Source organism: Variovorax frigidus (assembly GCF_051216515.1).
In the GTDB taxonomy this organism is placed as follows: Bacteria; Pseudomonadota; Gammaproteobacteria; order Burkholderiales; family Burkholderiaceae_C; genus Variovorax.
On record NZ_JBPJZF010000013.1, the window covers coordinates 17,958 to 41,587 of the forward strand.

Below are 23,630 nucleotides of genomic sequence, written 5' to 3' on the forward strand. Positions count from 1 at the left end.
AACCGAAAGAACGACCATGTCCATTTCGACTGCGCATCAGACCCTTGACACCCGCGCCGGCCGGTTCCGCATTGCCCTGGACGGCCCCGTGGATGCGCCCGTGCTGGTGTTCTCCAATTCGCTCGGCACCACGCTGGAGATGTGGGACGCGCAGGCCGCGCGCTTCTCCAAAGACCACCGCGTGCTGCGCTACGACACGCGCGGCCACGGCGGCAGCGTGGTCTCGCCCGGCCCCTACAGCTTCGAGCAACTGGGCGGCGATGTGGTGGCGCTGCTCGACGCGCTCGGCATCGCGCGCGCCAGCTTCTGCGGCATTTCCATGGGCGGTTTCACCGGCCTGTGGCTGGGCCTCCACGCGGCCGAGCGCTTCGACCGCATCGCGGTGTGCAACAGCGCCGCCAAGATCGGCACGGCCGATGGCTGGCTGAGCCGCGCCGCGCTGGTGCGCGAGAAGGGCGCCACCGCCATGGCCGACCTGGCCGCCTCGTCGCCCGGCCGCTGGTTCACCGACGCCTTTGCGGCATCCCAGCCCCTCGCGGTCAGCACGGCACAAGGCTGGATCGCCGGCACCGCGCCCGAGGGCTACGCCGCCTGCTGCGAAGCGCTGGCCCAGGCCGACCTGCGCGAGGCCATCGGCGCCATCCAGCTGCCGACCTTGCTGATCGCCGGCGCCAGCGACCCGGTCACCACCGTGGCCGATGCGAACGCCATGCACCAGGCCATCGCGAACTCGCGCGTGGCCGAGGTGCCGGCGTCGCACCTGTCCAACCTCGAGGCGCCCGCGCAGTTCGATGCCGCCCTGGCGGCCTTTCTGGGCGCCCGCGCATAAGGCGTCTCGCAAGACTTCCCGACCAGGGCGCAGATCCGAAAGAGGCGACGTGAACCAATCCCACCCACGCCGCTGGCAGCAGCGGCCCGAAGGCTCCAACTGGGGTGACTTCGGACCCGACGACCAGCTCGGCCGGCTCAACCTGCTCACGCCGGAGAAGGTCCGCCAGGGCGCCGCGGAAGTGCACGAAGGCATCAGCTTCGCACTGAGCCTGCCGCTCGACTACCCCGGCGGCAGTGCACTCAACCCCAACCGCCATCCGCCGGTGCTGCGGCCTTTGCTGCGCAAGGGGCTGGTCAATTTCAACTGCCTGCTGGGCGAGCTGGAGCCCGGGCGCACCGATGTGCTGTCGGACGACCTGGCCATCCTGCACCTGCAGTACTCCACGCAGTGGGACGGGCTGGCCCACGCAGGCTCGATGTTCGACGCCAATGGCGACGGCCTGCCCGAGGCGCTTTACTACAACGGCTACGCGGCCGGCCGCGACATCGTCGGCCCCAGCGACGTGAAAGATGCCGGCATTCCCGCTCAGCCTGGTGCCGCCGTCAGCACCTCGGCGGCGCGCGCGCTGGGCATCGAGGGCATGGCGCGCACGGGCGTGCAGGGCCGCGGCGTGATGGTGGACTTGCGCGCGCACCTGGGCGACGCACGCACCCTGGTCGGTTACGACACGCTGATGCGCGTGCTCGAGGCCGACGGGGTGCGGGTGGAGGCGGGCGACATCGTGTGCCTGCACACCGGCTTTGCCGATGTCGTGCTGGGCATGCACAAGCAGCCCGACCCGCACACGCTGGCCAGCAGCTGCGCCGTGCTCGACGGGCGCGACGCCAAGCTGCTGCAGTGGATCACCGACAGCCAACTGGCAGCCATCGCGGCCGACAACTACGCCGTCGAGGCGCACCCGGCCCGACCGGGCGCGCTGGCCTGCTGCGCGGCGCTGCCTTTGCATGAGCACTGCCTGTTCAAGCTCGGCGTGCACCTGGGCGAGCTGTGGCATCTGACGCCGCTGGCCGATTGGTTGCGCGCCCGCGGGCGCTACCGCTTCCTGCTCACGGCGCCGCCGCTGAACCTGCCGGGGGCCGTGGCGTCACCCGTGACACCGGTGGCCACTGTGTGAGCCCTGCGCTGCGCCCTGGCGTGCGCCGCGCGCCAGAGGCCCAGCCGTCCCGCCGGTCGCCCGGCTTTTTGATTGGAGCGCCGCGTGCTGCGGCGCCGAGGAAACAAGCGTGCCTTACATCATCGAGACTTTCGACAAGCCCGGGCACCAGCCTGTGCGCCAGGCCCAGCGCGCAGCACACCTGGCGTTTCTGGAACAGCACAAGGCCCTGTTGCTGGCCTGCGGCGCCAAGCTGGCCGACGACGGCCAGGACCTGGGCGGTGGCCTGTACGTGGTGGCGCTGGAGACGCGCGAAGCCGCGCAGCGTTTCATCGAGTCCGATCCCTTCCATTCGGCCGGCCTGTTCGAGCGCGTGGCGCTCACGCGCTGGCGCAAGGCCTATGTCGATGGCCAGTGTTACCTCTGAGCGCAGCGCGCTCCTGAAAGCAATCCCATGAGCATTTCCCCATCGTCTGCCGTGGCGCCGCGCGAGCGTGTCCTGATCACTGGCGGCGGCGCCGGCATCGGCGCGGCCACGGCCGAGCGCTGCCGCGCCGAGGGCTACGAGCCCGTCGTCATCGACCGCATGGTCGAGCATGTGCCGGGTGGTATCCGCGCCGACCTGTCCGACCCTGCCGATACCGCGCGCGCACTGCAGGAAGCGCTGGCCGGCGGCCCGATCACCCGACTCGTCAACAACGTGGGCATCGTGTGCCCCGCCAGTGCCGAAACCCAGACCCTGGCGCAGTTCGACCTGGCCGTGTCGCTGAACCTGCGCTGCGCTTTCCAGTGCATGCAGGCGCTGCTGCCGGGCATGAAAGAGGCGGGCTTTGGGCGCATCGTGAACATGTCCTCGCGCGCCGCGCTGGGCAAGGAGCTGCGCACGGCCTACGCCGCCACCAAGGCCGGCCTGATCGGCATGACGCGCGTATGGGCGCTGGAGCTGGGCGAGCACGGCATCACGACCAACGCCATCGGCCCGGGCCCGATCCGCACCGAGCTGTTCGACCGTGCCAACCCGCCGGATGCGCCGCGCACCCTCGCCATCGTGGCTTCGGTGCCGGTCAAGCGCATCGGGACACCCGAGGACGTGGCCCACGCCGTGGCCTACCTGCTCGACGCGCGCAGCGGCTTTGTCACGGGCCAGGTGCTCTACGTCTGCGGCGGCATGACCGTGGGCGTCGCGGGCGTCTGACGGCCGCGCACTCAATTTCCTCTTTCTTATTACATCCCTGCCAGAGACAAGATCCATGTCCAAAATAACAGCCTTCTTCACGGAACTGATGCGGCGCTATCTGCCCGATCCGTTCGTCTTCGCCATCATGCTCACGCTGCTGACCATGGCGCTCGCCTTCGGGGTTGAAAGCCGTCCGATCAACGACGTGGTGCAGGACTGGGGCAAGGGCTTCTGGAGTCTGCTGGCGTTCACCACGCAGATGGCGGTGATCCTGGTGATGGGCTACGTGCTTGCCGCAGCGCCCATCGTGGATCGCTTTCTCGACCGCATCGCGGCGCACGTGCACACGCCGCGCCAGGCCATCATCGTCGCCACCATCGTGGGCTGCGTGGGCAGCTACCTGAACTGGGGCTTCGGCCTGGTGATCGGCGGCATCATGGCGCGCAAGCTGGCGCTCAAGGTGAAGGGCGTGCACTACCCGCTGATCATCGCGGCGGCCTACACGGGCTTCACCATGTACAGCCTGGGTTTCTCGGCCACGATCCCCGTGCTCATCTCCACCAAGGGCCACGCCTTCGAGGGCACGATGGGCCTGATCCCCCTGACGCAGACCATCTTCTCCGCGCCCATCCTGCTGACCAGCCTGGCCGTGCTGATTGCACTGCCGCTGCTCAACGCCACCATGCACCCCAAGAAGGGCGAGCCGATCGTCGAGCTGGACCCCGCGACGGTCGCCGACGCCAAGCCCGCCGGTGCCGAGAGCCTGCTGGGCGACGAGAAGACGCTGGCCTACCGCCTGAACAACAGCCGCGTGCTGAGCCTGCTGATCGGCCTGTGCGGCATGGCGTACGTGGTCATGCACTTCATCAAGGGCGGCAATCTCGACCTGAACATGATCAACTTCTTCATCCTGTTCCTCGGGGTGCTGCTGCTGGGCACGCCCATGAAGTACGTGGAGAAGGTCAACGAGGGCGTGAAGACCATCGGCGGGATCATCCTGCAGTTCCCGTTCTACGCCGGCATCATGGCCATCATGCATGGCTCGGGTTTGGTCGAGTCGATCGCGCACGTCTTCGTGAGCGTCTCCACTGCGGACACGCTGCCGCTGTGGGGTCTGGTGAGTTCCTTCGTGATCAACTTCTTCGCCCCGTCCGGCGGTGGCCACTGGGTGCTGCAGGGCCCGTTCATGATCAATGCGGCCGCCACGCTCGGTGCCTCGCAGGCGCAGACGGCCATGTCGGTGATGCTGGGCAACGGCTGGAACGATCTGGTGCAACCGTTCTGGATCCTGCCGGCCCTGGCGCTGTCCAAGCTCAAGCTCAAGGACATCATGGGCTACACGGTGGTCTCCATGCTGCTGGTGGGCGCCATCTATGCGACCACCATGCTGATCTGGCCGCACCTCTGAGCGTTGCCCGGCCGGCTCTCTTCCTTTTCCTTCCCATTCCCTTACCTTCCAGGAGAACTCCATGCTGTTCATGGCTGAAATGATCGTGCAGATCCCGTCCACGCTGGCCCCCGAAGTGGCCGACGAGATCAAGCGCAAGGAGAAAGCGTATTCGCAGCAACTGCAGCGCGACGGCAAGTGGCGCCACCTGTGGCGCGTCGTCGGCGAGTACGCCAACGTGAGCATCTTCGACGTGGCCAGCAACGACGAGCTGCACACGCTCCTCAGCGGCCTGCCGCTGTTCCCCTACATGCAGATCAAGGTGACGCCGCTGGCCAACCACCCGTCGTCCGTCGTGCAGGAATAGCCACCTTCGGCGGACCCTCCGCTGCGCTGTCCCTTTCACCCCTGCAAGAGATTCGAGAAAACACCATGACCACCGTCCGCATCACCACCCGCCGCACCCTGCTGGCCGCCGCTTTGGCCGCCGCCGCCGTCGGCGCTCCTGCCGCCGCTTTCGCGCAGGCCTATCCCAGCAAGCCCATCACCATCATCGTGCCCTTCTCGGCTGGCGGCACCACCGACATCCTGGCGCGCGTGATCGGCCTGCACATGGGCACCGACCTCGGCCAGCCGGTGGTGGTCGACAACCGCGCGGGCGCGGGCGGCAACATCGGCGGCCAGGCCGCCGCGCGAGCGAATCCGGATGGCTACACGCTGTTCATGGGCACGGTCGGCACGCACGCCATCAACCAGAGCCTCTACAAGAAGATGCCCTTCGACCCGATCAAGGACTTCGCGCCGCTGTCGCGCGTGGCCATGGTGCCGAACCTGCTGGTGGTCAACCCGGGCCAGCCCTACAAGAGCGTGAAGGAACTGATCGCCTACGGCAAGGCCAATCCGGGCAAGATCAACTTCGGTTCCTCGGGCAACGGGAGCTCGATCCACCTGTCGGGCGAGCTGTTCAAGCAGATGACCGGCGTCGACATGCAGCACGTGCCCTACCGCGGCAGCGCGCCGGCCGTGTCCGACCTGCTGGGCGGCCAGATCTCGGTGATGTTCGACAACATGCCATCGGCGATCCCGCATGTGCGCGGCGGCAAGCTCCGCGCCCTGGCCGTGACGACCGCCAAGCGTTCGCCCGCACTGCCCGATGTGCCGACCATCGCCGAAGCCGGCGTGCCCGGCTACGAGGCCACGTCGTGGTTCGGCCTGCTGGCCCCGGCCGGCACGCCGGCGCCCATCGTCGCCAAACTCAATGCCTCGATCCTCAAGGCGCTGGCCGATCCCGAAGTGAAGAAGAAGCTGGCCGAGCAGGGCGCCGAATCGCACGGCGAGAAGCCCGAGGAGTTCGCGGCCTTCATCAAGAGCGAGACCGCCAAGTGGGGCAAGGTCGTGAAGGAATCGGGCGCCAGCCTGGATTGATGACGGAAGGATCGGCGCCGTTCAATCGTCGCGCCGATCCCAATCAGCCCCGGAGCGCTGCTGGCGCTCCTCGCGCTCGCGCGTCATCTGCTCCTCGAACTGCTGGCGGCCTTCCTTGGCCACCGCGATCAGCTTGGCCCGGTCCTTGTAGTGCGGATAGCTCTGCAGCGTGAGCTTGAGGTTGCGTCGGCGGAAAGCCATCGCCGATTCGCGCGCTTCGTGCGCGGGCCAGCCCAGCACTTCGAGCACCGAACGTGCGCTGCGCAACGAGGATTCGAACAGCTCGCGCTCGATGAATTCCACCTTGCGGTCGAGCAGCTGGTAGAGATGGCTCACGTTGCGCGCCCGCGCGACCAGCCTCGCCTGCGGGAAATGCTCGCGCACCAGATCGACGATTTCCAGCGACTGGTCGATGTCGTCCACCGCCACCACGATGGCCAGCGCGCTGCCGGCTCCCGCGGTGCGCAGCAGGTCGAGCCGCGTCGCGTCGCCGTAGAACACCCGGAAGCCGAATTCGCGCAGGCCCTGCACCGTGTCGGGGTCGTGGTCGAGCACCGTCACGTCGATGCGCTGCGAGCCCAGCATGCGGCCCACGATCTGGCCGTAGCGGCCGAAGCCGCAGATCAGCACCTTGGGCTCCTGCTGCTCGGAGATCTCCTCGAGCTGCGGCCCGGCCGACAGGTTGTAGCGCGGCAGCAGGAACTTGTCGATCGCGACCAGCAGCAGCGGCGAGATCAGCATCGACAGCGCGACCGCGCCGATCAGGAAGGACGCGACGCCCGGCGGCAGCACGTCGGGGCCGGCCGCCTGGAACACCACGAAGGCGAACTCGCCGCCCTGCGCGAGCAGCAGCGTGAACACCGGCCGCTGCTGGTAGGGCACGCCCATGGCCTTGGCCAGCGTGTAGATCACCACGAACTTCAGCGCCAGGAAGCCGAACACCACCAACGCCATCAGGCCCGGCTGCGCCATCAGCACGCCGAAGTCGATGCTCATGCCGACCGCGATGAAGAACAGCCCGAGCAGCAGGCCCTTGAAGGGCTCGATGTCGGTTTCCAGTTCGCGCCGGTACTCGCTCTCGGCCAGCAGCACGCCGGCGAGGAAGGCGCCGAGCGCCATCGACAGGCCGACGAACTGCATCAGCGCCGCGATGGCCACCACCAGCAGCAGCGCGGCGGCGGTGAAGATCTCGGGCGTGTTGCTGCGCGCGATCCAGCGCAGCACGGGCCGCAGCAGCAGCCGGCCGCCCAGCACGATGCCGGCGATCACGCCGACGATCTTGGCCGCCTCGAGCGCGCGCGCCGCGCCGCTCATGGCTTCGTGCGCATCGGCGCCGGCGCCGGCGCCCGCCAGCAGCGGCAGCAAGGCGAGGATCGGGATCGCGGCCACGTCCTGGAACAGCAGGATCGAGAAGCCGGCCTGCCCGCTGGCGGTCGGCAGCAGGTTGCGTTCTCCGAAGACCTGCAGCGCGATGGCGGTGGACGACAGCGCCAGGCCCAGCGCCGCGACGAGCGCCACGCGCCAGCTCGCGCCGCCCAGGTAGCCGACCGCGAACAGCACGCCCGCGCAGACCAGCACCTGCGCGCTGCCCCAGCCGAAGATCGGCCGTCGCAGGTTCCACAGGCGCGCGGGTTCGAGTTCGAGGCCGACCAGGAACAGCATCAGCACCACGCCGAATTCGGCGAAGTGCAGCACTTCCTCGACGCTGGAGACCAGCCCCAGGCCCCAGGGCCCGATGGCGATGCCCGCGGCCAGGTAGCCGATGATGGATCCGAGGCCGAGCGCCTTGGACAGCGGCACCACCAGCACGGCGGCGCTCAGGTAGATCAGGCTGCTGGTGAGCCAGGCGGGTGCGTGTTCCATGCTCAGGCCGCCTTGTCGTCGATCGCCGAAGCCGGCGGTGCCATGGCGGCCAGCGCCCGCTGCATCGTGTCGCTGAAGGCGGCGCTGCGGTCCACCTCGACGGCGGGCCGGTCCGCCGCCGGCACCTCGCAGGCCGGGCATTCGCCGAGCGCATCGAGTTCCGGCCAGGCGGGGTAGCTGGCCAGGCGCTGCGCGAAGGTCTCGACATGCGCCGTGACTTCGGCCGCGTCGGCGCTGCGTGCGCCGTGCAGGATCATCGGTGGCAGGAAGCGCATGCCGCACAGTGCGGCAGTCTGCTCGTAGGGCGGCAGGAAGGCGTCGAAGAAGTAGCGGTTGTAGCTTTGCGGGTGGTAGCTCTCCTGCGGGCCGCCGGTGGTCGCGGCCAGCCAGAGGGACTTGCCGCGCAGCGCCGTGCCGCCGCTGCCGTAGGCCCAGCCATAGTGCAGCACTTCGTCGAGCCAGAGTTTCTGCAGCGGCGGCATGGCGTACCACTGGATCGGGTGCAGCAGCACCAGCAGGTCGGCCCGCGCCAGGCGCTCGCGCTCGGCATGGGCGTCGATGGCGTAGTCGGGGTAGCTGCCGTAGAGGTCGTTGACGTCGATGCCCGGCACCTGCCGCGCGGCCGCCAGCATGCGCCGGTTGACGCGTGAATCGCGCCAGCGCGGATGGGCGGCGATCACATAGATGCGCGCCGCGCCGGTTCCCGTTTCTGTTGTTGTGGTCATATCCCGCGAACATAGCGCAGGGCGCGCATCCTGTGCCGGCCAGGGGGCGCAAATCGCTGCCGTGCGGCACCGTTGTCGCCGCGCGGACAGGGCAGGCGCAGCGGGCCGGCGTACAGTGCGCCGCATGAAAAAGACATTCCAGACCCTGGCGGATCTCGCCGCCTGCGTCGGCCAGGAAGTCGCGGTGAGCGACTGGTTGACCATCACCCAAGCGCAGGTCAACCAGTTCGCCGAGGCGACCGGCGACCACCAGTGGATCCACGTCGACGTCGAGCGCGCCAAGGCGGGCCCGTTCGGCGCGCCGATCGCGCATGGCTTCCTGACGCTGTCGCTGCTGCCGAAGTTCTACGAGAGCGCCTTCGACGTCGTCGAGTCGCGCATGGGCGTGAACTACGGCCTGAACCGCGTGCGCTTCATGACGCCGGTGCCGGTCGGCAGCCGGCTGCGCGGGCGCATGAAGCTGCTGTCGGCCGAGCCGATCGCCAACGACGGCCTGCAGATGGTCTGGGAAACCACGATCGAGCTCGAAGGCGCGGCCAAGCCGGCCTGCGTGGCCGAGTCGGTGGTGCGGCGCTTCAAGTAAGCCGGACTACCCGAAGTTGTTCTGCCGCCAGGCCTCGAACACCGTCACCGCCACGGCATTCGACAGGTTGAGGCTGCGCTGCCCTTCGCGCATCGGCAGGCGCAGCCGCTGCGGCGGCGCGAAGCGCTCGCGCAGTTCCGGCGCCAGCCCCCGGGTTTCCGAACCGAAGACCAGCCAGTCGCCGGGCTGGAAGGCCACGTCGTGCACCGTGCGGGTGCCGCGGGTGGTCAGTGCGAACATGCGCTCGGCAGCCGGTGATTCGCTGGCCAGCAGCGCGGCCCAGTCGGCATGGCGCCGCACTTCGGCGTACTCGTGGTAATCCAGGCCGGCGCGGCGCAGCAGCTTGTCGTCCATCGAGAAACCCAAGGGCTCGACCAGGTGCAGCGTGCAGCCGGTGTTGGCCGCCAGGCGGATCACGTTGCCGGTGTTCGGCGGGATTTCGGGTTCGACCAGGACGATATGGAACATGGCGCCGATTGTCGCGGCCCCCGGGGCCGCCGTCAGCGCGGCGGATCGGTGCGGGCCAGCACCAGGCCGGTGACATGCGCCGCACCCGCCGTGCGCAGCACCGCCGCCGCCGCGAACAGCGAGGCCCCGCTGGTCATCACGTCGTCGAGCAGCACGATCCGCCGGCCCCCGACCTCGGCGGCGCGCAAGGGCTCGAGCGCGAAGGCGCCGCGCAGGTTCTGCAGGCGTTCGACGCGGGTCAGCCCGCTCTGCGCCGTCGTGTCGCGGGTGCGCAGCAGCAGGCGTGCATCGGTCTTGCGCGGCGCCAGGCGGCGCGCGAGTTCGAGCGCCTGGTTGAAGCCGCGTTCGCGCAAGCGGGCCGGTGCCAGCGGCATGGGAAGCAGCAGGTCGCAGGATTCCAGCGCCGGTTCGACCCAGGGCGCGCTGCGCATCAGCGTGGCGAAGGGTCCCGCCCAGCCGGCCTGACCTTGGAACTTGAATTCACCGATGTGGCCCGGCCAGGGCCAGGCGTAGCTGCAGACAGCCAGGCAGGCGTCGAGCGGCGGCGGATGACGCACGCACGCGCCGCATTGCGCGACCCCGGCCGGCAGCGGCAGGGCGCAGGTCCGGCAGCGCGGTGTCGGCGGCGCGAAGCGCGCCACGCAGGCGTCGCAGACCGGCCGCGACGGCCAGGCATGGCACACCGCGCACTGGCTGGGCAGCCGCGCGAGCAGTGACGAGAAAGGCCGTGCGGCCAGGCTGGAACGCATCGCTCAATATACTGAGCTTCCCATGCCTACCGATCCCGTCCAGCGCCCGCCGACCATCGATTCACCGGCCGCCGCGAGGTGGGCCCGGCTGCCCGCCGACCCCGCGTCTCCGTGGCTGCACGAGGAGATCGGCCGGCGCATGGAGGACCGGCTGCAATGGATCACGGCCAAGCCCCAGCGCTGGGCCGACTGGTCGCCGCTGCGCGGCGGACTCGAGGCGCACGCGCTGGTGGCGCGGCGCTACCGCGACGCGGTGCCCTACGTGATCGAGCCCGATGCGGCGCTGGCGGCCCGCACCGCCGATGCGCTGAACACGCCCTGGTGGAGCGCGCGCCGCTGGCAGGGCGTGCGCGCCCGCGTCGAAACGCCGCCGGAGGCGGGCGTCGATCTGCTGTGGGCCAACATGGCGCTGCACATGGCGGCCGATCCCCAGGCGCTGATCGCCGACTGGCATCGGCACCTGGCGACCGACGGCTTCCTGATGTTCTCCTGTCTCGGACCGGACACGCTGCGCGAGCTGCGCGCGCTGTACGAAACGCTGGGCTGGCCGCCGGCCTGCCACCAGTTCACCGACATGCACGACTGGGGCGACATGCTGGTCGGCGCCGGTTTTGCCGAGCCGATCATGGACATGGAGCGCATCGTGCTGACCTGGGCCACGCCCGAGGCTGCGTTCGCCGAATTGCGCGGGCTGGGGCGCAATCTCCACCCGGCGCGCTTCGCCGGCCTGCGCGGGCGCGGCTGGCGCGGCGAGCTGGCCGGCGCACTCGCCGGTTCGGCCGCCGAAGCCGCCGACGGCCGCATCTCGTTCACCTTCGAAATCATCTACGGCCACGCGTTCAAGCCGCCGCCGCGCGTGGCGCTGTCCGGCGAGAGTGCCGTTTCCCTGCGACAGATGCGCGAGATGCTGCAGCGCGGGCGGCCTTGATCGAGGTCAAATTGTGCAACCGACCCGCTACAATCCGCGGTTGCGTGAACTCCCGGGGCTTTTCCCTCGTTCGATGATTGCCCAACCTGGCTGAAACGGGCGCGGTGGCCGTCGAAGAACCGATCTGCCGAACTCGTCCGTGTCGAATTCCGTGTTTCGTTTTGCCACCGTCTCAGGCCAGAGCATCCACTGGTTTCTGAAGCGCAACTGCTCGGTCACCCCGAGTCAGTTGGGGTGGCTCTACGCGTCGCTTTGCGTGATTTCGCTGGGCGTCGGCACGGGTTTCTGGCTGAACGGCGCACCGTTGGTGCTGCCGTTCGCATGGATCGAGCTCATCGCGGTCGGGGTCGCTTTCATGCTGTATGCCAGGCATGCGACCGACGGAGAGCGGATTGAATTGCAGGGCGGACGGCTGGTGGTCGAGCTGGAAAACGGAGGGCGCTGCGAGCGCACGGAGTTCTTGCCGCACCAGGTGAGGGTCGAGCCGCAGATCAGCGATCGTTCGCTGATCGAGGTGTCGGGGCAGGGTCGGTCGGTCAAGGTGGGGCGCTATGTGCGCCCCGAACTGCGCGCGGCGCTGGCGCGCGAGATTCGCATGGCATTGCGTGGCGGTTGAGCGGCACGGGGCCCGCACCGTGCAGGCCGGTGGGTTAAACGGAAATTGAAGAAGTGAACACGATGAAGAGCATTTGGCGCAACAAGTACAGGCCGGCGAATTTGCTGCTGGCGGCCAGCGCGGTCCTCGGCGGCGCGGCGCATGCAGTCGAAGACCTGCCGGGCGGACCGCTGGTGCGCCAGCTGAACATGCCGGTCGGCGTGACCAAGATCGCGCAGGAACAGCATTTCCTGCACACGGTCATGATGATCCTGTGCACCGTGATCTTCATCGCCGTGTTCGCGGTCATGTTCTATTCGATCTGGAAGCACCGCAAGTCGGTCGGCCACAAGGCTGCCAACTTCCATGAATCGGTGGTGGTCGAAGTCATCTGGACCATCGTCCCCTTCGTCATCGTGATCCTGATGGCGCTGCCGGCCACCAAGGTGCTGGTCGCCCAGAAGGACACCACCAACGCCGACCTCACCGTCAAGGCCACGGGCTACCAGTGGAAGTGGGGCTACGACTACATCACCGGCGAAGGCGAGGGCCTGGGCTTCATCTCGACGCTCGACAGCTCGCACCGCGCGATGTCGAACGCCGGCGCCAAGGGCGAGATCCCGGCCGACTATCTGTTCAAGGTCGACAACCCGCTGGTGGTGCCGGTCGACAAGAAGATCCGCGTGATCACCACGGCCAACGACGTGATCCACGCCTTCGCCGTGCCGCAGTTCGGCATCAAGCAGGACGCGATCCCGGGCTTCGTGCGCGACACCTGGTTCCGTGCCGAGAAGGTCGGCGACTACTACGGCCAGTGCCAGGAACTGTGCGGCAAGGAACACGCCTACATGCCGATCCACGTGAAGGTGGTTTCGGCCGCCGACTACACGGCCTGGGTCGACGTCAAGCGCAAGGAAGCCGCCGCCAAGCTCGACGACCCGAACAAGGTCTGGGCCCTGCCTGAAATCCTCGCCCGCGGCGAGAAGGTCTACGCGGCCAACTGCGCGGCCTGCCACCAGGCCAACGGCAAGGGCGCCGGTCCGATCAAGCCGCTGGACGGTTCGGCCAAGGTGCTCGACCCCGCCCATGCCGATCAGATCAATGTGCTGCTCAAGGGCCAGAACAACGGCGCGATGCCGTCCTGGAAGCAATTGAGCGACACCGACATCGCCGCCGTGATCAGCTTCACCAAGAACAGCTGGTCGAACAAGACAGGGCAGCTGGTGCAGCCGGCCGAAGTGAAGACCGAGCGGGCCAAGCTCTAAACAAGAGGCCAAGCGCCCCGCGACGAAGAAATTGCAAGGAACATTGAAATGAGTGCTGTCCTCGACCCACACGGTCACGCCCCTGGCGACCACGCGCACGACGACCATCACCACGCGCCCACCGGCTGGCGCCGCTGGCTGTTCGCGACCAACCACAAGGACATCGGCACGCTGTACCTGCTGTTCTCGTTCACCATGCTGATGGTGGGCGGTGTGCTGGCGCTGCTGATCCGCGCCGAGCTGTTCCAGCCCGGGCTGCAGCTCGTGAACCCGGAGCTGTTCAACCAGTTCACGACCATGCACGGTCTGATCATGGTGTTCGGCGCGATCATGCCGGCCTTCGTGGGCTTCGCGAACTGGATGATCCCGCTGCAGATCGGTGCGTCCGACATGGCCTTCGCGCGGATGAACAACTTCAGCTTCTGGCTGATGATCCCCGCGGCGCTGATGCTGGTGGGTTCGTTCTTCATGCCCGGCGGCGCACCCGCGGCCGGCTGGACGCTCTACGCACCGCTCACGCTGCAGATGGGCCCGTCGATGGACGCGGGCATCTTCGCGATGCACATCCTTGGCGCCTCGTCGATCATGGGCTCGATCAACATCATCGTGACCATCCTCAACATGCGTGCCCCCGGCATGACGCTGATGAAGATGCCGATGTTCTGCTGGACCTGGCTCATCACCGCCTACCTGCTGATCGCCGTGATGCCCGTGCTCGCCGGCGCCATCACCATGACGCTGACCGACCGCCACTTCGGCACCAGCTTCTTCAACCCCGCCGGCGGCGGCGACCCGGTGATGTACCAGCACATCTTCTGGTTCTTCGGCCACCCCGAGGTCTACATCATGATCTTGCCGGCCTTCGGCATCGTGAGCCAGATCGTGCCGGCCTTCGCCCGCAAGAAGCTGTTCGGCTACGCCTCGATGGTGTACGCCACCTCGTCGATCGCGATTCTGTCTTTCATCGTGTGGGCGCACCACATGTTCACCACCGGCATGCCGGTGACGGGCCAGCTCTTCTTCATGTACGCGACCATGCTGATCGCGGTGCCCACGGCCGTGAAGATCTTCAACTGGATCGCGACGATGTGGCAGGGCTCGATGACCTTCGAGACGCCGATGCTGTTCGCGGTCGGCTTCATCTTCGTGTTCACGATGGGCGGCTTCACCGGCCTGATCCTGGCCGTGGCCCCGATCGACATCCAGCTGCAGGACACCTACTACGTGGTGGCCCACTTCCACTACGTGCTGGTGGCCGGTTCGCTGTACGCGATGTTCGCCGGCTTCTACTACTGGTGCCCGAAGTGGACCGGCGTGATGTACAGCGAGACCCGCGGCAAGATCCACTTCTGGTGGTCGCTGATCTCCTTCAACATCACCTTCTTCCCGATGCACTTCCTGGGTCTGGCCGGCATGCCGCGTCGCTATGCCGACTACCCGATGCAGTTCGCCGACTTCAATGCGGTGGCTTCGGTGGGCGCGTTCGGCTTCGGCCTGGCACAGGTGTACTTCTTCTTCTTCGTCGTGCTGCCGGCCATGCGCGGCCAGGGCGAGCCTGCCTCGGCCAAACCGTGGGAAGCCGCCGAAGGCCTCGAATGGGAAGTGCCGTCGCCGGCGCCCTTCCACACCTTCGAGAATCCGCCCAAACTCGACGCGACCGCCACCAAGGTGATCGGCTGAACGGCCGCACGACGTATTGCCTGCAATGACTCCTGAACAGAAAAAGCACAACCGACGCATGGGGCTCACGCTGGCCTCCATCGCGGTGCTGTTCTTCATCGGTTTCATGGCGCGCATGGCCTGGTTCGGCGGCTGACATGGCACTGGGTTCCTCCCTCCGCCGCGAAAACGCCCGCATGGTCGGCAAGCTGGCAATCGTCGCTTGCGGCATGTTCGCTTTCGGCTACGGCTTGGTGCCGCTCTATCGCGCGATCTGCGAGATGACCGGCATCAACATCCTGTCGCTGTCCGAATTGCAGGTGCCCGGTGGCGCCGCGGGCGGCAAGGACGTGCGCGTGCCCGACAACACGCAGGTCGACACCTCGCGCACGATCACCGTCGAGTTCGATGCCAATGTGCGCGGCCTCTGGGACTTCAAGCCTGCGCAGCGTTCGATGCAGGTGCATCCGGGTCAGCTGAACACCGTGATGTACGAGTTCCAGAACGTGCAGAACCGTCGCATGGCGGCGCAGGCCATTCCGAGCTACGCGCCGCAGCAGGCGGCGCCGTACTTCAACAAGCTCGAGTGCTTCTGCTTCAACCAGTACACGCTGGATTCGGGCGAGAAGAAGCAGTGGCCGGTCGCCTTCGTGATCGACCCCAAGATTTCCAAGGACGTGAAGACCATCACGCTGTCGTACACCTTCTTCGAGGTGGGCGGCAAGACGCCTGCGGCGCCAACGGCATCGGCCGCGCCGCTGGTGGGCGAGGAGCCGCGCTCGTGAGTCCGGCTGCCGCACCCCGTAAGGGCTCCATCTGGCGCACCGTCAAGGCGGTGGCCTGGGGCTTTTTCGGCGTGCGCAAGAACAGCGCCTATCAGGAAGACATCGCCCGGCTGACACCGCTGCACATCGTGGCCGTCGGCCTGGTGGCGGTGGCGGTGTTCGTCGGCGCGCTGATCGTGTTGGTCAAGTACGTGGTTGCGGCCTGAGGCCACGACAAGAATTGCCCCATAGAAACGAAAACGAGAGAGAAAGCCAGGAACGGATATGAGTTCAACCACCCACGGCACCACGCCTTACTACTTCGTGCCCGGGCCGTCGCGCCACCCGATCATGGCGGCCATCGGCCTGTTCTTCGTGATCCTGGGTGCGGGGCAGTGGATCAACGCGCACCAATGGGGCGCCTACTCGCTGGCCTTCGGCCTGCTCTGGTGGTGGGTCGTGCTGTACCAGTGGTTCAGCGAGTCGATCCGTGAAAGCGAAAGCGGGCAGTACGGTCACAAGATCGACCTGTCCTACCGCTGGAGCATGAGCTGGTTCATCTTCTCGGAAGTGATGTTCTTCGGCGCGTTCTTCACCGCGCTGTGGTGGACCCGCACCCATTCGCTGCCGGCGCTCGGCAGCCTCGACAACGCGCTGCTGTGGCCCGACTTCAAGGCCGTGTGGCCCAGCGTCGCGGCCGGCGTGACCGGTTCGCCGGCCGGCATCGTCGAGCCCTTCCAGACCGTCGGCCCGTTCTGGCTGCCGACCATCAACACTGCATTGCTGCTGAGCTCGGGCGTGACCCTGACCATCGCCCACCACGCGCTGCGTGCCGACCACCGTGCCCAGTGCATCCGCTTCATGTGGCTGACCGTGGTGCTGGGCATCGTCTTCCTGTGCGTTCAGGGCTACGAGTACTACCACCTGTACACCGAGCTGAACCTCAAGCTCAACTCGGGTGCCTACGGTTCGACCTTCTTCATGCTGACCGGCTTCCACGGCCTGCACGTGTTCATCGGCATGCTGATGCTGCTGTTCATCACGCTGCGCCTGCAGAAGGGCCACTTCACGGCCGAGCGCCACTTCGGTTTCGAAGGCGCCGCCTGGTACTGGCACTTCGTCGACGTGGTGTGGTTGGGTCTGTACTTCCTGGTCTACTGGCTTTGAGCATTCCGACCGGTCCGAAAAAAAAGCGCCGGAAGGCGCTTTTTTCATGGTCTCCCTGGTCCTGGTGGACCTGGAACGAGCACGATCTACTTGCCGATCGGCAGCCCGCCCGGCGTGATGTAGCCCAGCTTCCAGCCCAGCAGCACGCAGAGGAACAAAAGGACCGACAGGCCGATCCGAACGGTGAGCGCGCGCACCATGCCGCCGCTCTTGGCACGGCCATCCCGGCCGTCTTTCATCATGAAGAACAGGGCCCAGCCCAGGCTGGCCAGGATGCCCGCGAACGCAAGGGCGAGGACGTATTTCATGAATCCGATTATCGGCCTCGCGAGGCGCCCCCGGTGCTGAACGACGCGCCGCCCGCGCGGCCCGCGCCGGCGCGGGCTTCCCGCCGCGGCCGCTTCTGGCTGGTCACGCTGGCCGCCGTGCTGACGCTGGCCACCACCGTCTCGCTCGGGCGCTGGCAACTGTCGCGCGCGGCGCAGAAAGAAGCGCTGCAGGCCGAGATCGATGCGCAGAAGTTGCAGCCTCCGCTCGACCAGGATGCCTTCCTCGTGCTGGAGAAGCCGGCGCAGGCGCTGCACCGCCCGGTGCATCTGCGCGGTCTCTGGCTGGAGCCGCAGACGGTCTACCTCGACAACCGCCAGATGCGCGGCGTGCCCGGTTTCTACGTGTTGACGCCCTTCGCCATCGAGGGCAGCGAGCAGACGGTGATGATCCAGCGCGGCTGGGTGCAGCGCAACTTCACCGATCGCACGCAGCTCGTGCCGATCGAAACGCCCGGCGGCCTGGTCGAAGTGACGGCGCGGGTCGCCACACCGCCCGCGCATCTGTTCGAGTTGGGCAAGGCGTCCGCCCCGACGCCGGCCCCCGAGGGGCAGCAGCCTTCCGTGGGGTCTTCCCCCATCCGGCAGAATCTCGATCTCGAAGCGTTCCGCGCCGAGACCCGGCTGCCCTTGCGCACCGATCTCTCGCTGCAGCAGATCGGCGCCGCCTCCGAAGGCCTGCAGCGCGAATGGCCCGCCCCCGCGCTGGGCGTTGAAAAGCACTATGGCTATGCATTCCAGTGGTTCGGCCTCGCGGCCCTCGTCGTCTTCCTCTATGTCTGGTTCCAACTCATCGCCCCCCGGCGCAGCAAGGCCCGTGATGTCCGCTCCTGACGAGCCGCTCGGCCTGACCGTGCATTCGATGCCTTCGCCGACCCAGGCACTCGACGGCGGCGAAGGCCGTCGCACCGTGCTCGGGCGCTGGAAGATGGCGGCCGTGATGCTGTGCTGTGCCGCGCCGGTGATCGCCTCCTACTTCACCTACTACGTGGTTCGGCCCGAAGGCCGCAGCGTGTATGGCGAACTGATTGACCCGCAGCGCCCGCTGCCGGCGCTGACCGCCATCGCCCGCGACGGCACGCCGACGCCGCTGCCCTCGCTCAAGGGCCAGTGGCTGCTGGTGACCGTGGCCGATGCGGCCTGCGACGCCTTGTGCGAACAGCAGCTCTACCTGCAACGTCAGCTGCGCGAGAGTCTGGGACGTGAAAAAGATCGGCTCGACCGCGTCTGGCTGGTGAGCGATGCCGCCCCGGTGCCCGCGCGCCTGGACAACGGCCTGCACGGCGCAACCGTGCTGCGCGTGCCCGCGGCCGACCTCGCGCAGTGGCTGGTGCCCGTGGCAGGCCATGCGCTGGCCGAGCATCTGTTCGTGGTGGACCCGCTTGGCAACCTGATGATGCGCTTCCCGGCCCGCATGGACGCCGAAGGCGCCGGCCGTGCCAAGCGCGACCTGGGGCGCCTGTTGCGGGCGTCGTCGTCCTGGGACGAGGCAGGCCGCTGAGCGTCGTGATGGAAACGCAGTCTCTCTACGACCTCACGCCGATCGCCTGGCTCATGGCCATGGGCGTGCTGATCGCGCTCGGTCCGCTGTTCTGGGTCTGGCGGCGCAATGCCGGTGCGGGACCGGCGCGCCGCCTGCACGCGCTGACCGTGCTCACGCTCTTTCTCACTTTCGATCTCACGCTCTTCGGCGCCTTCACCCGGCTCACCGATTCGGGCCTGGGCTGCCCGGACTGGCCCGGCTGCTACGGCAACGCAAGCCCGCTCGGCGCGCGGCACGAGATCGCGATGGCGCAATCGGCGCAGCCCACCGGCCCTGTCACGCACAGCAAGGCCTGGGTCGAGATGGTGCACCGCTACCTCGCCACCGGCGTCGGCGTGCTGATCCTGGTGCTGTCCGTCGCCACCTGGATCGAACGCCGCCGCCAGCGCCGGCTGTCCGCGCGCGAGGCGGCCGACGCGCCGCAGGCGCTCAGCGCCTGGTGGCCCGCGGCGACGCTGGTGTGGGTCTGCCTGCAGGGCGCGTTCGGTGCGCTCACCGTCACGCTCAAGCTGTTTCCGGCCATCGTCACGCTGCACCTGATGGGCGCGATCGTGCTGCTCGCGCTGCTGTGCATCCAGGCCGTGCGCTACCGGCAGGCCGCGGCCGCACGCGGCCCCATCGTGATCGCGTCGCCGCTGCGCACGCTGCTGGTCGCCACCACCGTGCTGCTCGCGCTGCAGATCGCGTTGGGCGGCTGGGTCAGCACCAATTACGCCGTGCTGGCCTGTACCCAATTCCCCACCTGCCAGGGCAGCTGGTGGCCGCCGATGAATTTCGCCCAGGGTTTTCAGATCTGGCGTGAGCTGGGTGTGGACGCCTCGGGCACGCCGATCGACTTCGCGGCGCTCACGGCCATCCACTATGTGCACCGGCTGATGGCTTACCTGGTGTTCGTCGCGCTGGGCGTGCTGGCCTGGCGGCTGCATCGCATCGCCGCACTGCGCTTCTCGGCGCGCTGGCTGGCCGGACTCGCACTGCTGCAACTCGCCACCGGCCTGGGCAACGTGCTGCTGGGCTGGCCGCTGGCCGCCGCGGTGCTTCACACGGGCGGTGCCGCGGCGCTGGCCGTGGTGCTGGTCTGGACGCTGTGCGAGAGCCGGCGCGAAAAGAATGCCGTGCCGTTGCGCGGTATCGCCCCGCGTTCGGGCACCATGGGGGCCGCATGAGCAGACCCGTTCCCACCCCGCCCGCACCGCACAGCGCCTCGACGGCCAGCGTGGTCCGCCAGTTCTACGCGCTGACCAAGCCACGCGTCGTCCAGCTCATCGTCTTCTGCGCCTTGATCGGCATGGTGCTGGCCGTGCCCGGCGCGCCGACCCTGGCCGACGTGGAGCGCGCGGTGCTGGCGTGCATCGGCATCTGGCTGGTGGCCGGGGCGGCCGCGGCCTTCAACTGCCTGGTCGAGAAGGGCATCGACGCCAAGATGAAGCGCACCGCCTGGCGCCCGACCGCGCGCGGCGAGCTCAGCGACCGGCAGGCGCTGATCTTCTCCGCGCTGCTGTGCGCGGCCGGCTCGGTGCTGCTGTGGTTCACGGTCAATCCGCTGACCATGTGGCTGACCTTCGCGACCTTCGTCGGCTACGCGGTCGTCTACACCGTGATCCTCAAGCCGCTGACACCGCAAAACATCGTGATCGGCGGTGCTTCGGGCGCGATGCCACCGGTGCTGGGCTGGGCGGCGATGACCGGCGACGTCGGCCCGGAAGCGCTGATCCTGTTCCTGATCATCTTCCTGTGGACGCCGCCGCACTTCTGGGCGCTGGCGCTCTACCGGGTCGAGGACTACCGCAAGGCCGGGCTGCCCATGCTGCCGGTCACGCACGGCAACGCATTCACGCGGCTGCAGGTGCTGCTCTACACCTTCATCCTGTTCGCGGCCTGCCTGATGCCCTTCATCTACGGCATGAGCGGCTGGCTGTACCTCGCGGTGGCGGTGGGGGTGAGCATCGGCTTCAGCGGCTACGCCTTTGCGCTGTGGCGCAACTATTCCGATGCGCTCGCGCGCAAGACCTTCCGTTTCTCCCTGATCCATCTGAGCGTGCTGTTCGCAGCGCTGCTGGTCGATCACTACCTTCCCTGACGCCATGCACAAGCGACATTTCCTGCAGTGGGCCGGCGCGGCCGCCCTGGTCGGCACGAGCCTCGCCGCCTGCACCGAGGCCAAGCCCAGCTTCAATGCGGTCGACATGACCGGCGCCGACTACGCCAAGAACTTCGCCCTGACCGATGCCGATGGCAAGCCGCGCACGCTGCAGGATTTCAAGGGCAAGGTGGTGGTGCTGTTCTTCGGCTACGCCCAGTGCCCCGACGTCTGCCCGACCACCATGACCGAGATGGCGCAGGTCAAGCAGCAACTGGGCAAGGACGGCGACAAGTTGCAGGTGCTGTTCGTCACGGTCGATCCCGAGCGCGACACGCCCGCAGTCATGAAGGCCTACATGGGCGCCTTCGATCCGGCCTTCATCGCGCTGATCCCCACGCCTGAGCAGTTGGTTGCGATGTCCAAGGACTTCAAGGCCTACTACAAGAAGGTCGACGGCAAGACGCCCACCAGCTACTCGATGGACCACTCGGCCGCCAGCTACATCTACGACACGCAAGGGCGGCTGCGCCTCTATGCGCGCTACGGCATGGGCGTGGCGCCGATGGCGGCGGACGTCAAGACCTTGCTGGCTTCCTGAGTCGCGCGGTGACCGCGGCTGGCTCGGTGGAGCATCTGAGAGGGCGCAAGGGCGCCTTTCGCATCGCGCTGATCCCGCCCGAGGTATTGCAGGCCCTCAACGACGGCCGGCTCGAGACCGTCAACCTCAACGAATTCATGGCGCTGGCGCTGCCCCAGCTGGCGCGCAGCGTGGCAGGGCACATCGGACTCGATGCACAACACGAGCGGCTGCTCGACACGCTGGCCATGCTCGACGCGTTCAAGCCGATGCAGCGCCACGGCCACATCGCTCGCGTGCTCTACGATCTGGCTGCGCTGCACGACGAGCGCGACGCCGTGGCCCACAGGCTGGCCACGCACCCGAGCGACGTCGCGCGCTGCTGGGCCGCGCAGTGGGTCACGCTGTCCGGCCTGCGCCTGCCGGCGCAGTTGCAGGCTGTGCGACGCTTTGCCGCCGACCCGCATTTCGGGGTGCGCGAGATCGCATGGATGGCGGTGCGCGACGCGGTCATCGCCTCGCTCGACGAAGCGCTGGTCTTGCTGCAGCCGTGGGTGAGCGATGCCGATCCGAACATCCGTCGTTTTGCGAGCGAGCTTACGCGGCCGCGCGGCGTGTGGTGCGCGCAGATCGGTGCGCTCAAGGCAGAGCCCTGGCGTGCACTGGCATTGCTCGAGCCCTTGCGCGCCGACCCGAGCCGTTATGTGCAGAACTCGGTGGCCAACTGGCTCAACGATGCCAGCAAGAGCCAGGGCGAATGGGTCGACCGCTTGTGTGCGCGCTGGGTCGCGGAATCGGACTGCGCTCAGACCCGCTACATCGCCAAGCGGGCGCTGCGCACGCTCTCCAAATGACAAAGCCCGGCATGCCGGGCTTTGTTCTGGGAGGAGAAGCTCTTACGCGTAGTCCGCAAGCGCCTTCTTCATCTTCTTCATGGCCGCCACCTCGATCTGGCGGATGCGCTCCGCGCTCACGCTGTAGACCGCCGCCAGGTCGTGCAGCGTCATGCCGCCCGAACCATCGTCGTTCACCTTGAGCCAGCGCTCTTCGACGATCCGGCGGCTGCGCTCGTCCAGTGCTTCCAGTGCGGTCGCGATGCCGTCGCTCGACAGCCGGTCGCGGGCGCGCGACTCGAGCTGCGCGGTCGGCTCCTGCGTGGCGTCCGCCAGGTAGGCGATCGGGCCGAAGGCATCGTCGCCGTCGTCCGAAGGGCTCGGGTCGAGCAGCACGTCGCCGCCCGAGAGACGCATCTCCATCTCGAGCACTTCTTCGCGCTTGACGTTGAGTTTTTCCGCCATCTGCGTGATCTGGCCTTCGGTCAGGGTCGTACGGTGCGTGTCGCCATCGGCGGCGGCATCGTCGGCCTTGAAACCCTGCTTCATCGAACGCAGATTGAAGAACAGCTTGCGCTGCGCCTTGGTGGTGGCGACCTTCACCATGCGCCAGTTCTTCAGGATGTACTCGTGGATCTCGGCCTTGATCCAGTGCATGGCGTAGCTCACCAGCCGCACGCCTTGGTCGGGATCGAAACGCTTCACCGCCTTCATCAGGCCGATGTTGCCTTCCTGGATCAGGTCGCCGTGCGGCAGCCCGTACCCCAGGTACTGGCGGGAGATCGAAACCACGAGGCGCAGATGGGACAGGATCAGTGCACCGGCCGATTCGAGGTCGTTGTGGTCACGCAGGCTGCGCGCAAAACCCTGCTCTTCCTCGAGGGTGAGCAGTGGCAGGCGGTTCGCGGCCGAAATGTAGGCATCCAGGTTGCCCAGCGGCGGCACCATCGACCAGGGGTTGGCGACGGCGAGTTGGTGGGTCATAGAGGCTCCAGACAAGCTTGTCATTGGGGGAACTCCTTTGTTGATCGACATATTAGCACTCGATTGGAGGGAGTGCTAAGGCAAGGGTTCCCCGGGACGGAGCGGGGAGCGGTAGAGTTTTGTTTCGAAGGGAGATCGGCAGCAGTCCCGCAGGGCTTAGGTGCTGACCATGACCCCTTGTGCCCTCTCTATAAGTCTCTATAAGTAGTTGCATGGCGCGTATCTGCCGGGAGGCAGTCCCACGCTGCGGGCCATTGCGTTGAAAGCGTCCGCGGCGCATCAGTGATGGCGTCTCGGTCTCTGGCGATCCAACCTAGGGCGCGATGCGCGCGCCTCGCAAACTTCTTGTCTCCTCCCGCTTGCAAGGCTCTGTTTTTGACATACACTTAAGGGCTTCGCTCAGCGGACGTCATGTACGAAAGCAGGTCGGGGTGGAGCTGGAAGGCTTCACTCTGGTGGGAGAAGAAAAAAGCCGAAAGGTTTGACCAAGTTGCCAAAACCGAGTCATAATCGAAGGCTGCGCTGAAAGCGAATCGCGGTTGAGTTTCAGGAAGACGAGAGTCGAACGAAGCGAGGCGGTGAGGAAGAAGAAGGCGAAAAGAGT

The 23,630-nt window shown here is 67.3% G+C and carries 29 protein-coding genes; 22 read left to right on the top strand and 7 right to left on the bottom strand.

The genetic code is table 11. The annotated features are described in order from the left end of the window. Nucleotides 1-16: 16 nt before the first annotated feature. The 7 genes from pcaD (at nucleotide 17) to ACSFBC_RS28075 (ending at nucleotide 5,914) form a co-directional block, all read left to right on the top strand. Entirely contained in the window at nucleotides 17-829 is an 813-nt protein-coding gene (pcaD, locus tag ACSFBC_RS28045; protein WP_435513613.1) for a 3-oxoadipate enol-lactonase, read from the top strand. A 49-nt stretch (nucleotides 830-878) separates the two neighbouring features. Then, nucleotides 879-1,946, top strand: a complete 1,068-nt coding sequence (locus ACSFBC_RS28050) for a cyclase family protein (RefSeq protein ID WP_435513614.1) — start codon at nucleotides 879-881, stop codon at nucleotides 1,944-1,946. Nucleotides 1,947-2,055: 109 nt separating this feature from the next. After that, nucleotides 2,056-2,352 carry a YciI family protein gene (locus tag ACSFBC_RS28055; protein ID WP_435513615.1) on the top strand — a complete coding sequence of 99 codons (297 nt, stop codon included), beginning with the start codon at nucleotides 2,056-2,058 and terminating at the stop codon, nucleotides 2,350-2,352. A 27-nt stretch (nucleotides 2,353-2,379) separates the two neighbouring features. Beyond that, nucleotides 2,380-3,120 carry an SDR family oxidoreductase gene (locus tag ACSFBC_RS28060; protein ID WP_435513616.1) on the top strand — a complete coding sequence of 247 codons (741 nt, stop codon included), beginning with the start codon at nucleotides 2,380-2,382 and terminating at the stop codon, nucleotides 3,118-3,120. Nucleotides 3,121-3,175: 55 nt separating this feature from the next. After that, nucleotides 3,176-4,510, top strand: a complete 1,335-nt coding sequence (locus ACSFBC_RS28065) for a short-chain fatty acid transporter (RefSeq protein ID WP_435513617.1) — start codon at nucleotides 3,176-3,178, stop codon at nucleotides 4,508-4,510. A 61-nt stretch (nucleotides 4,511-4,571) separates the two neighbouring features. Continuing rightward, nucleotides 4,572-4,856, top strand: coding sequence for a muconolactone Delta-isomerase (catC, locus tag ACSFBC_RS28070; RefSeq protein ID WP_435513618.1), 285 nt, complete (start codon nucleotides 4,572-4,574; stop codon nucleotides 4,854-4,856). 65 nt (nucleotides 4,857-4,921) lie between these two features. After that, nucleotides 4,922-5,914, top strand: a complete 993-nt coding sequence (locus ACSFBC_RS28075; RefSeq protein WP_435513619.1) for a Bug family tripartite tricarboxylate transporter substrate binding protein — start codon at nucleotides 4,922-4,924, stop codon at nucleotides 5,912-5,914. Nucleotides 5,915-5,935: 21 nt separating this feature from the next. Here the strand turns inward: ACSFBC_RS28075 and kefC are convergent, their stop codons facing one another. Both kefC and kefF read right to left on the bottom strand, forming a co-directional pair. Then, nucleotides 5,936-7,777: a glutathione-regulated potassium-efflux system protein KefC gene (kefC, locus tag ACSFBC_RS28080; protein WP_435513620.1), complete on the bottom strand. Its 1,842-nt coding sequence runs from the start codon at nucleotides 7,775-7,777 to the stop codon at nucleotides 5,936-5,938. Between the two features lie 2 nt (nucleotides 7,778-7,779). After that, nucleotides 7,780-8,502 carry a glutathione-regulated potassium-efflux system oxidoreductase KefF gene (gene kefF / locus ACSFBC_RS28085; protein ID WP_435513621.1) on the bottom strand — a complete coding sequence of 241 codons (723 nt, stop codon included), beginning with the start codon at nucleotides 8,500-8,502 and terminating at the stop codon, nucleotides 7,780-7,782. Between the two features lie 124 nt (nucleotides 8,503-8,626). On the opposite strand from kefF, the gene ACSFBC_RS28090 reads away from it, so the two are divergent. After that, nucleotides 8,627-9,085: a MaoC family dehydratase gene (locus ACSFBC_RS28090; protein ID WP_435513622.1), complete on the top strand. Its 459-nt coding sequence runs from the start codon at nucleotides 8,627-8,629 to the stop codon at nucleotides 9,083-9,085. Between the two features lie 6 nt (nucleotides 9,086-9,091). Here the strand turns inward: ACSFBC_RS28090 and trmL are convergent, their stop codons facing one another. Together trmL and ACSFBC_RS28100 are read right to left on the bottom strand one after the other, a co-directional pair. Then, nucleotides 9,092-9,553: a tRNA (uridine(34)/cytosine(34)/5-carboxymethylaminomethyluridine(34)-2'-O)-methyltransferase TrmL gene (trmL, locus tag ACSFBC_RS28095; protein WP_435513623.1), complete on the bottom strand. Its 462-nt coding sequence runs from the start codon at nucleotides 9,551-9,553 to the stop codon at nucleotides 9,092-9,094. 32 nt (nucleotides 9,554-9,585) lie between these two features. Beyond that, nucleotides 9,586-10,302: a ComF family protein gene (locus tag ACSFBC_RS28100; protein WP_435513624.1), complete on the bottom strand. Its 717-nt coding sequence runs from the start codon at nucleotides 10,300-10,302 to the stop codon at nucleotides 9,586-9,588. A gap of 22 nt (nucleotides 10,303-10,324) precedes the next feature. On the opposite strand from ACSFBC_RS28100, the gene ACSFBC_RS28105 reads away from it, so the two are divergent. The 8 genes from ACSFBC_RS28105 (at nucleotide 10,325) to ACSFBC_RS28140 (ending at nucleotide 16,680) form a co-directional block, all read left to right on the top strand. Continuing rightward, a complete protein-coding gene (locus ACSFBC_RS28105; protein WP_435513625.1) occupies nucleotides 10,325-11,230 on the top strand; it encodes a methyltransferase domain-containing protein in 906 nt (301 codons plus the stop codon). Nucleotides 11,231-11,369: 139 nt separating this feature from the next. Then, nucleotides 11,370-11,846, top strand: coding sequence for a DUF2244 domain-containing protein (locus ACSFBC_RS28110; RefSeq protein WP_435513626.1), 477 nt, complete (start codon nucleotides 11,370-11,372; stop codon nucleotides 11,844-11,846). A 62-nt stretch (nucleotides 11,847-11,908) separates the two neighbouring features. Continuing rightward, nucleotides 11,909-13,090: a cytochrome c oxidase subunit II gene (gene coxB / locus ACSFBC_RS28115; RefSeq protein WP_435513627.1), complete on the top strand. Its 1,182-nt coding sequence runs from the start codon at nucleotides 11,909-11,911 to the stop codon at nucleotides 13,088-13,090. 48 nt (nucleotides 13,091-13,138) lie between these two features. Next, nucleotides 13,139-14,770 carry a cytochrome c oxidase subunit I gene (gene ctaD, locus ACSFBC_RS28120; RefSeq protein ID WP_435513628.1) on the top strand — a complete coding sequence of 544 codons (1,632 nt, stop codon included), beginning with the start codon at nucleotides 13,139-13,141 and terminating at the stop codon, nucleotides 14,768-14,770. Between the two features lie 25 nt (nucleotides 14,771-14,795). Beyond that, nucleotides 14,796-14,906 carry a cytochrome oxidase small assembly protein gene (locus ACSFBC_RS28125; RefSeq protein ID WP_435513629.1) on the top strand — a complete coding sequence of 37 codons (111 nt, stop codon included), beginning with the start codon at nucleotides 14,796-14,798 and terminating at the stop codon, nucleotides 14,904-14,906. Between the two features lies 1 nt (nucleotide 14,907). Continuing rightward, a complete protein-coding gene (locus ACSFBC_RS28130; RefSeq protein ID WP_435513630.1) occupies nucleotides 14,908-15,534 on the top strand; it encodes a cytochrome c oxidase assembly protein in 627 nt (208 codons plus the stop codon). Then, on the top strand, nucleotides 15,531-15,740 hold the full coding sequence (locus tag ACSFBC_RS28135; protein WP_183027117.1) for a DUF2970 domain-containing protein: 210 nt from the start codon (nucleotides 15,531-15,533) through the stop codon (nucleotides 15,738-15,740). Before ACSFBC_RS28130 ends, ACSFBC_RS28135 begins: the two co-directional genes overlap by 4 nt. 58 nt (nucleotides 15,741-15,798) lie before the next feature. Next, nucleotides 15,799-16,680: a cytochrome c oxidase subunit 3 gene (locus tag ACSFBC_RS28140; RefSeq protein ID WP_435513631.1), complete on the top strand. Its 882-nt coding sequence runs from the start codon at nucleotides 15,799-15,801 to the stop codon at nucleotides 16,678-16,680. An 86-nt stretch (nucleotides 16,681-16,766) separates the two neighbouring features. Here the strand turns inward: ACSFBC_RS28140 and ACSFBC_RS28145 are convergent, their stop codons facing one another. Further along, the gene (locus ACSFBC_RS28145) at nucleotides 16,767-16,988 is read right to left on the bottom strand and encodes a twin transmembrane helix small protein (RefSeq protein WP_183027119.1); all 222 of its coding nucleotides are present in this window, start codon (nucleotides 16,986-16,988) and stop codon (nucleotides 16,767-16,769) included. Between the two features lie 33 nt (nucleotides 16,989-17,021). On the opposite strand from ACSFBC_RS28145, the gene ACSFBC_RS28150 reads away from it, so the two are divergent. From ACSFBC_RS28150 to ACSFBC_RS28175, 6 genes are read left to right on the top strand one after another with little or no spacing between them, the layout of a single operon-like run. Continuing rightward, nucleotides 17,022-17,840 carry an SURF1 family protein gene (locus ACSFBC_RS28150; protein ID WP_435513632.1) on the top strand — a complete coding sequence of 273 codons (819 nt, stop codon included), beginning with the start codon at nucleotides 17,022-17,024 and terminating at the stop codon, nucleotides 17,838-17,840. Then, nucleotides 17,827-18,507 carry a thioredoxin domain-containing protein gene (locus tag ACSFBC_RS28155; protein ID WP_435513633.1) on the top strand — a complete coding sequence of 227 codons (681 nt, stop codon included), beginning with the start codon at nucleotides 17,827-17,829 and terminating at the stop codon, nucleotides 18,505-18,507. Before ACSFBC_RS28150 ends, ACSFBC_RS28155 begins: the two co-directional genes overlap by 14 nt. 5 nt (nucleotides 18,508-18,512) lie before the next feature. Then, entirely contained in the window at nucleotides 18,513-19,715 is a 1,203-nt protein-coding gene (locus ACSFBC_RS28160; RefSeq protein WP_435513634.1) for a COX15/CtaA family protein, read from the top strand. Beyond that, nucleotides 19,712-20,629 (top strand): heme o synthase, encoded by a 918-nt coding sequence (gene cyoE, locus ACSFBC_RS28165; protein WP_435513635.1) that lies wholly within the window; start codon nucleotides 19,712-19,714, stop codon nucleotides 20,627-20,629. Before ACSFBC_RS28160 ends, cyoE begins: the two co-directional genes overlap by 4 nt. A gap of 4 nt (nucleotides 20,630-20,633) precedes the next feature. Beyond that, nucleotides 20,634-21,230, top strand: coding sequence for an SCO family protein (locus ACSFBC_RS28170; protein ID WP_435513636.1), 597 nt, complete (start codon nucleotides 20,634-20,636; stop codon nucleotides 21,228-21,230). An 8-nt stretch (nucleotides 21,231-21,238) separates the two neighbouring features. Next, nucleotides 21,239-22,063, top strand: coding sequence for a DNA alkylation repair protein (locus tag ACSFBC_RS28175; RefSeq protein ID WP_435513637.1), 825 nt, complete (start codon nucleotides 21,239-21,241; stop codon nucleotides 22,061-22,063). Between the two features lie 42 nt (nucleotides 22,064-22,105). Here ACSFBC_RS28175 and rpoH read toward each other — a convergent pair whose 3' ends face one another. Further along, complete coding sequence (gene rpoH, locus ACSFBC_RS28180; protein ID WP_435513638.1) at nucleotides 22,106-23,050, bottom strand: RNA polymerase sigma factor RpoH; 945 nt, start codon at nucleotides 23,048-23,050, stop codon at nucleotides 22,106-22,108. A gap of 385 nt (nucleotides 23,051-23,435) precedes the next feature. Further along, the coding region (locus ACSFBC_RS28185; RefSeq protein WP_435513639.1) for a hypothetical protein at nucleotides 23,436-23,630 on the bottom strand (195 nt) is incomplete at its 5' end.

Coding starts and splice junctions, on each gene's coding strand:
- pcaD (WP_435513613.1), top strand. CDS start 17: ATGTCCATTTCGACTGCGCATCAGACCCTTGACACCCGCGCCGGCCGG.
- ACSFBC_RS28060 (WP_435513616.1), top strand. CDS start 2,380: ATGAGCATTTCCCCATCGTCTGCCGTGGCGCCGCGCGAGCGTGTCCTG.
- ACSFBC_RS28065 (WP_435513617.1), top strand. CDS start 3,176: ATGTCCAAAATAACAGCCTTCTTCACGGAACTGATGCGGCGCTATCTG.
- catC (WP_435513618.1), top strand. CDS start 4,572: ATGCTGTTCATGGCTGAAATGATCGTGCAGATCCCGTCCACGCTGGCC.
- ACSFBC_RS28075 (WP_435513619.1), top strand. CDS start 4,922: ATGACCACCGTCCGCATCACCACCCGCCGCACCCTGCTGGCCGCCGCT.
- kefC (WP_435513620.1), bottom strand. CDS start 7,777: ATGGAACACGCACCCGCCTGGCTCACCAGCAGCCTGATCTACCTGAGC.
- kefF (WP_435513621.1), bottom strand. CDS start 8,502: ATGACCACAACAACAGAAACGGGAACCGGCGCGGCGCGCATCTATGTG.
- ACSFBC_RS28090 (WP_435513622.1), top strand. CDS start 8,627: ATGAAAAAGACATTCCAGACCCTGGCGGATCTCGCCGCCTGCGTCGGC.
- trmL (WP_435513623.1), bottom strand. CDS start 9,553: ATGTTCCATATCGTCCTGGTCGAACCCGAAATCCCGCCGAACACCGGC.
- ACSFBC_RS28100 (WP_435513624.1), bottom strand. CDS start 10,302: ATGCGTTCCAGCCTGGCCGCACGGCCTTTCTCGTCACTGCTCGCGCGG.
- ACSFBC_RS28105 (WP_435513625.1), top strand. CDS start 10,325: ATGCCTACCGATCCCGTCCAGCGCCCGCCGACCATCGATTCACCGGCC.
- coxB (WP_435513627.1), top strand. CDS start 11,909: ATGAAGAGCATTTGGCGCAACAAGTACAGGCCGGCGAATTTGCTGCTG.
- ctaD (WP_435513628.1), top strand. CDS start 13,139: ATGAGTGCTGTCCTCGACCCACACGGTCACGCCCCTGGCGACCACGCG.
- ACSFBC_RS28125 (WP_435513629.1), top strand. CDS start 14,796: ATGACTCCTGAACAGAAAAAGCACAACCGACGCATGGGGCTCACGCTG.
- ACSFBC_RS28130 (WP_435513630.1), top strand. CDS start 14,908: ATGGCACTGGGTTCCTCCCTCCGCCGCGAAAACGCCCGCATGGTCGGC.
- ACSFBC_RS28140 (WP_435513631.1), top strand. CDS start 15,799: ATGAGTTCAACCACCCACGGCACCACGCCTTACTACTTCGTGCCCGGG.
- ACSFBC_RS28145 (WP_183027119.1), bottom strand. CDS start 16,988: ATGAAATACGTCCTCGCCCTTGCGTTCGCGGGCATCCTGGCCAGCCTG.
- ACSFBC_RS28155 (WP_435513633.1), top strand. CDS start 17,827: ATGTCCGCTCCTGACGAGCCGCTCGGCCTGACCGTGCATTCGATGCCT.
- cyoE (WP_435513635.1), top strand. CDS start 19,712: ATGAGCAGACCCGTTCCCACCCCGCCCGCACCGCACAGCGCCTCGACG.
- ACSFBC_RS28170 (WP_435513636.1), top strand. CDS start 20,634: ATGCACAAGCGACATTTCCTGCAGTGGGCCGGCGCGGCCGCCCTGGTC.
- rpoH (WP_435513638.1), bottom strand. CDS start 23,050: ATGACAAGCTTGTCTGGAGCCTCTATGACCCACCAACTCGCCGTCGCC.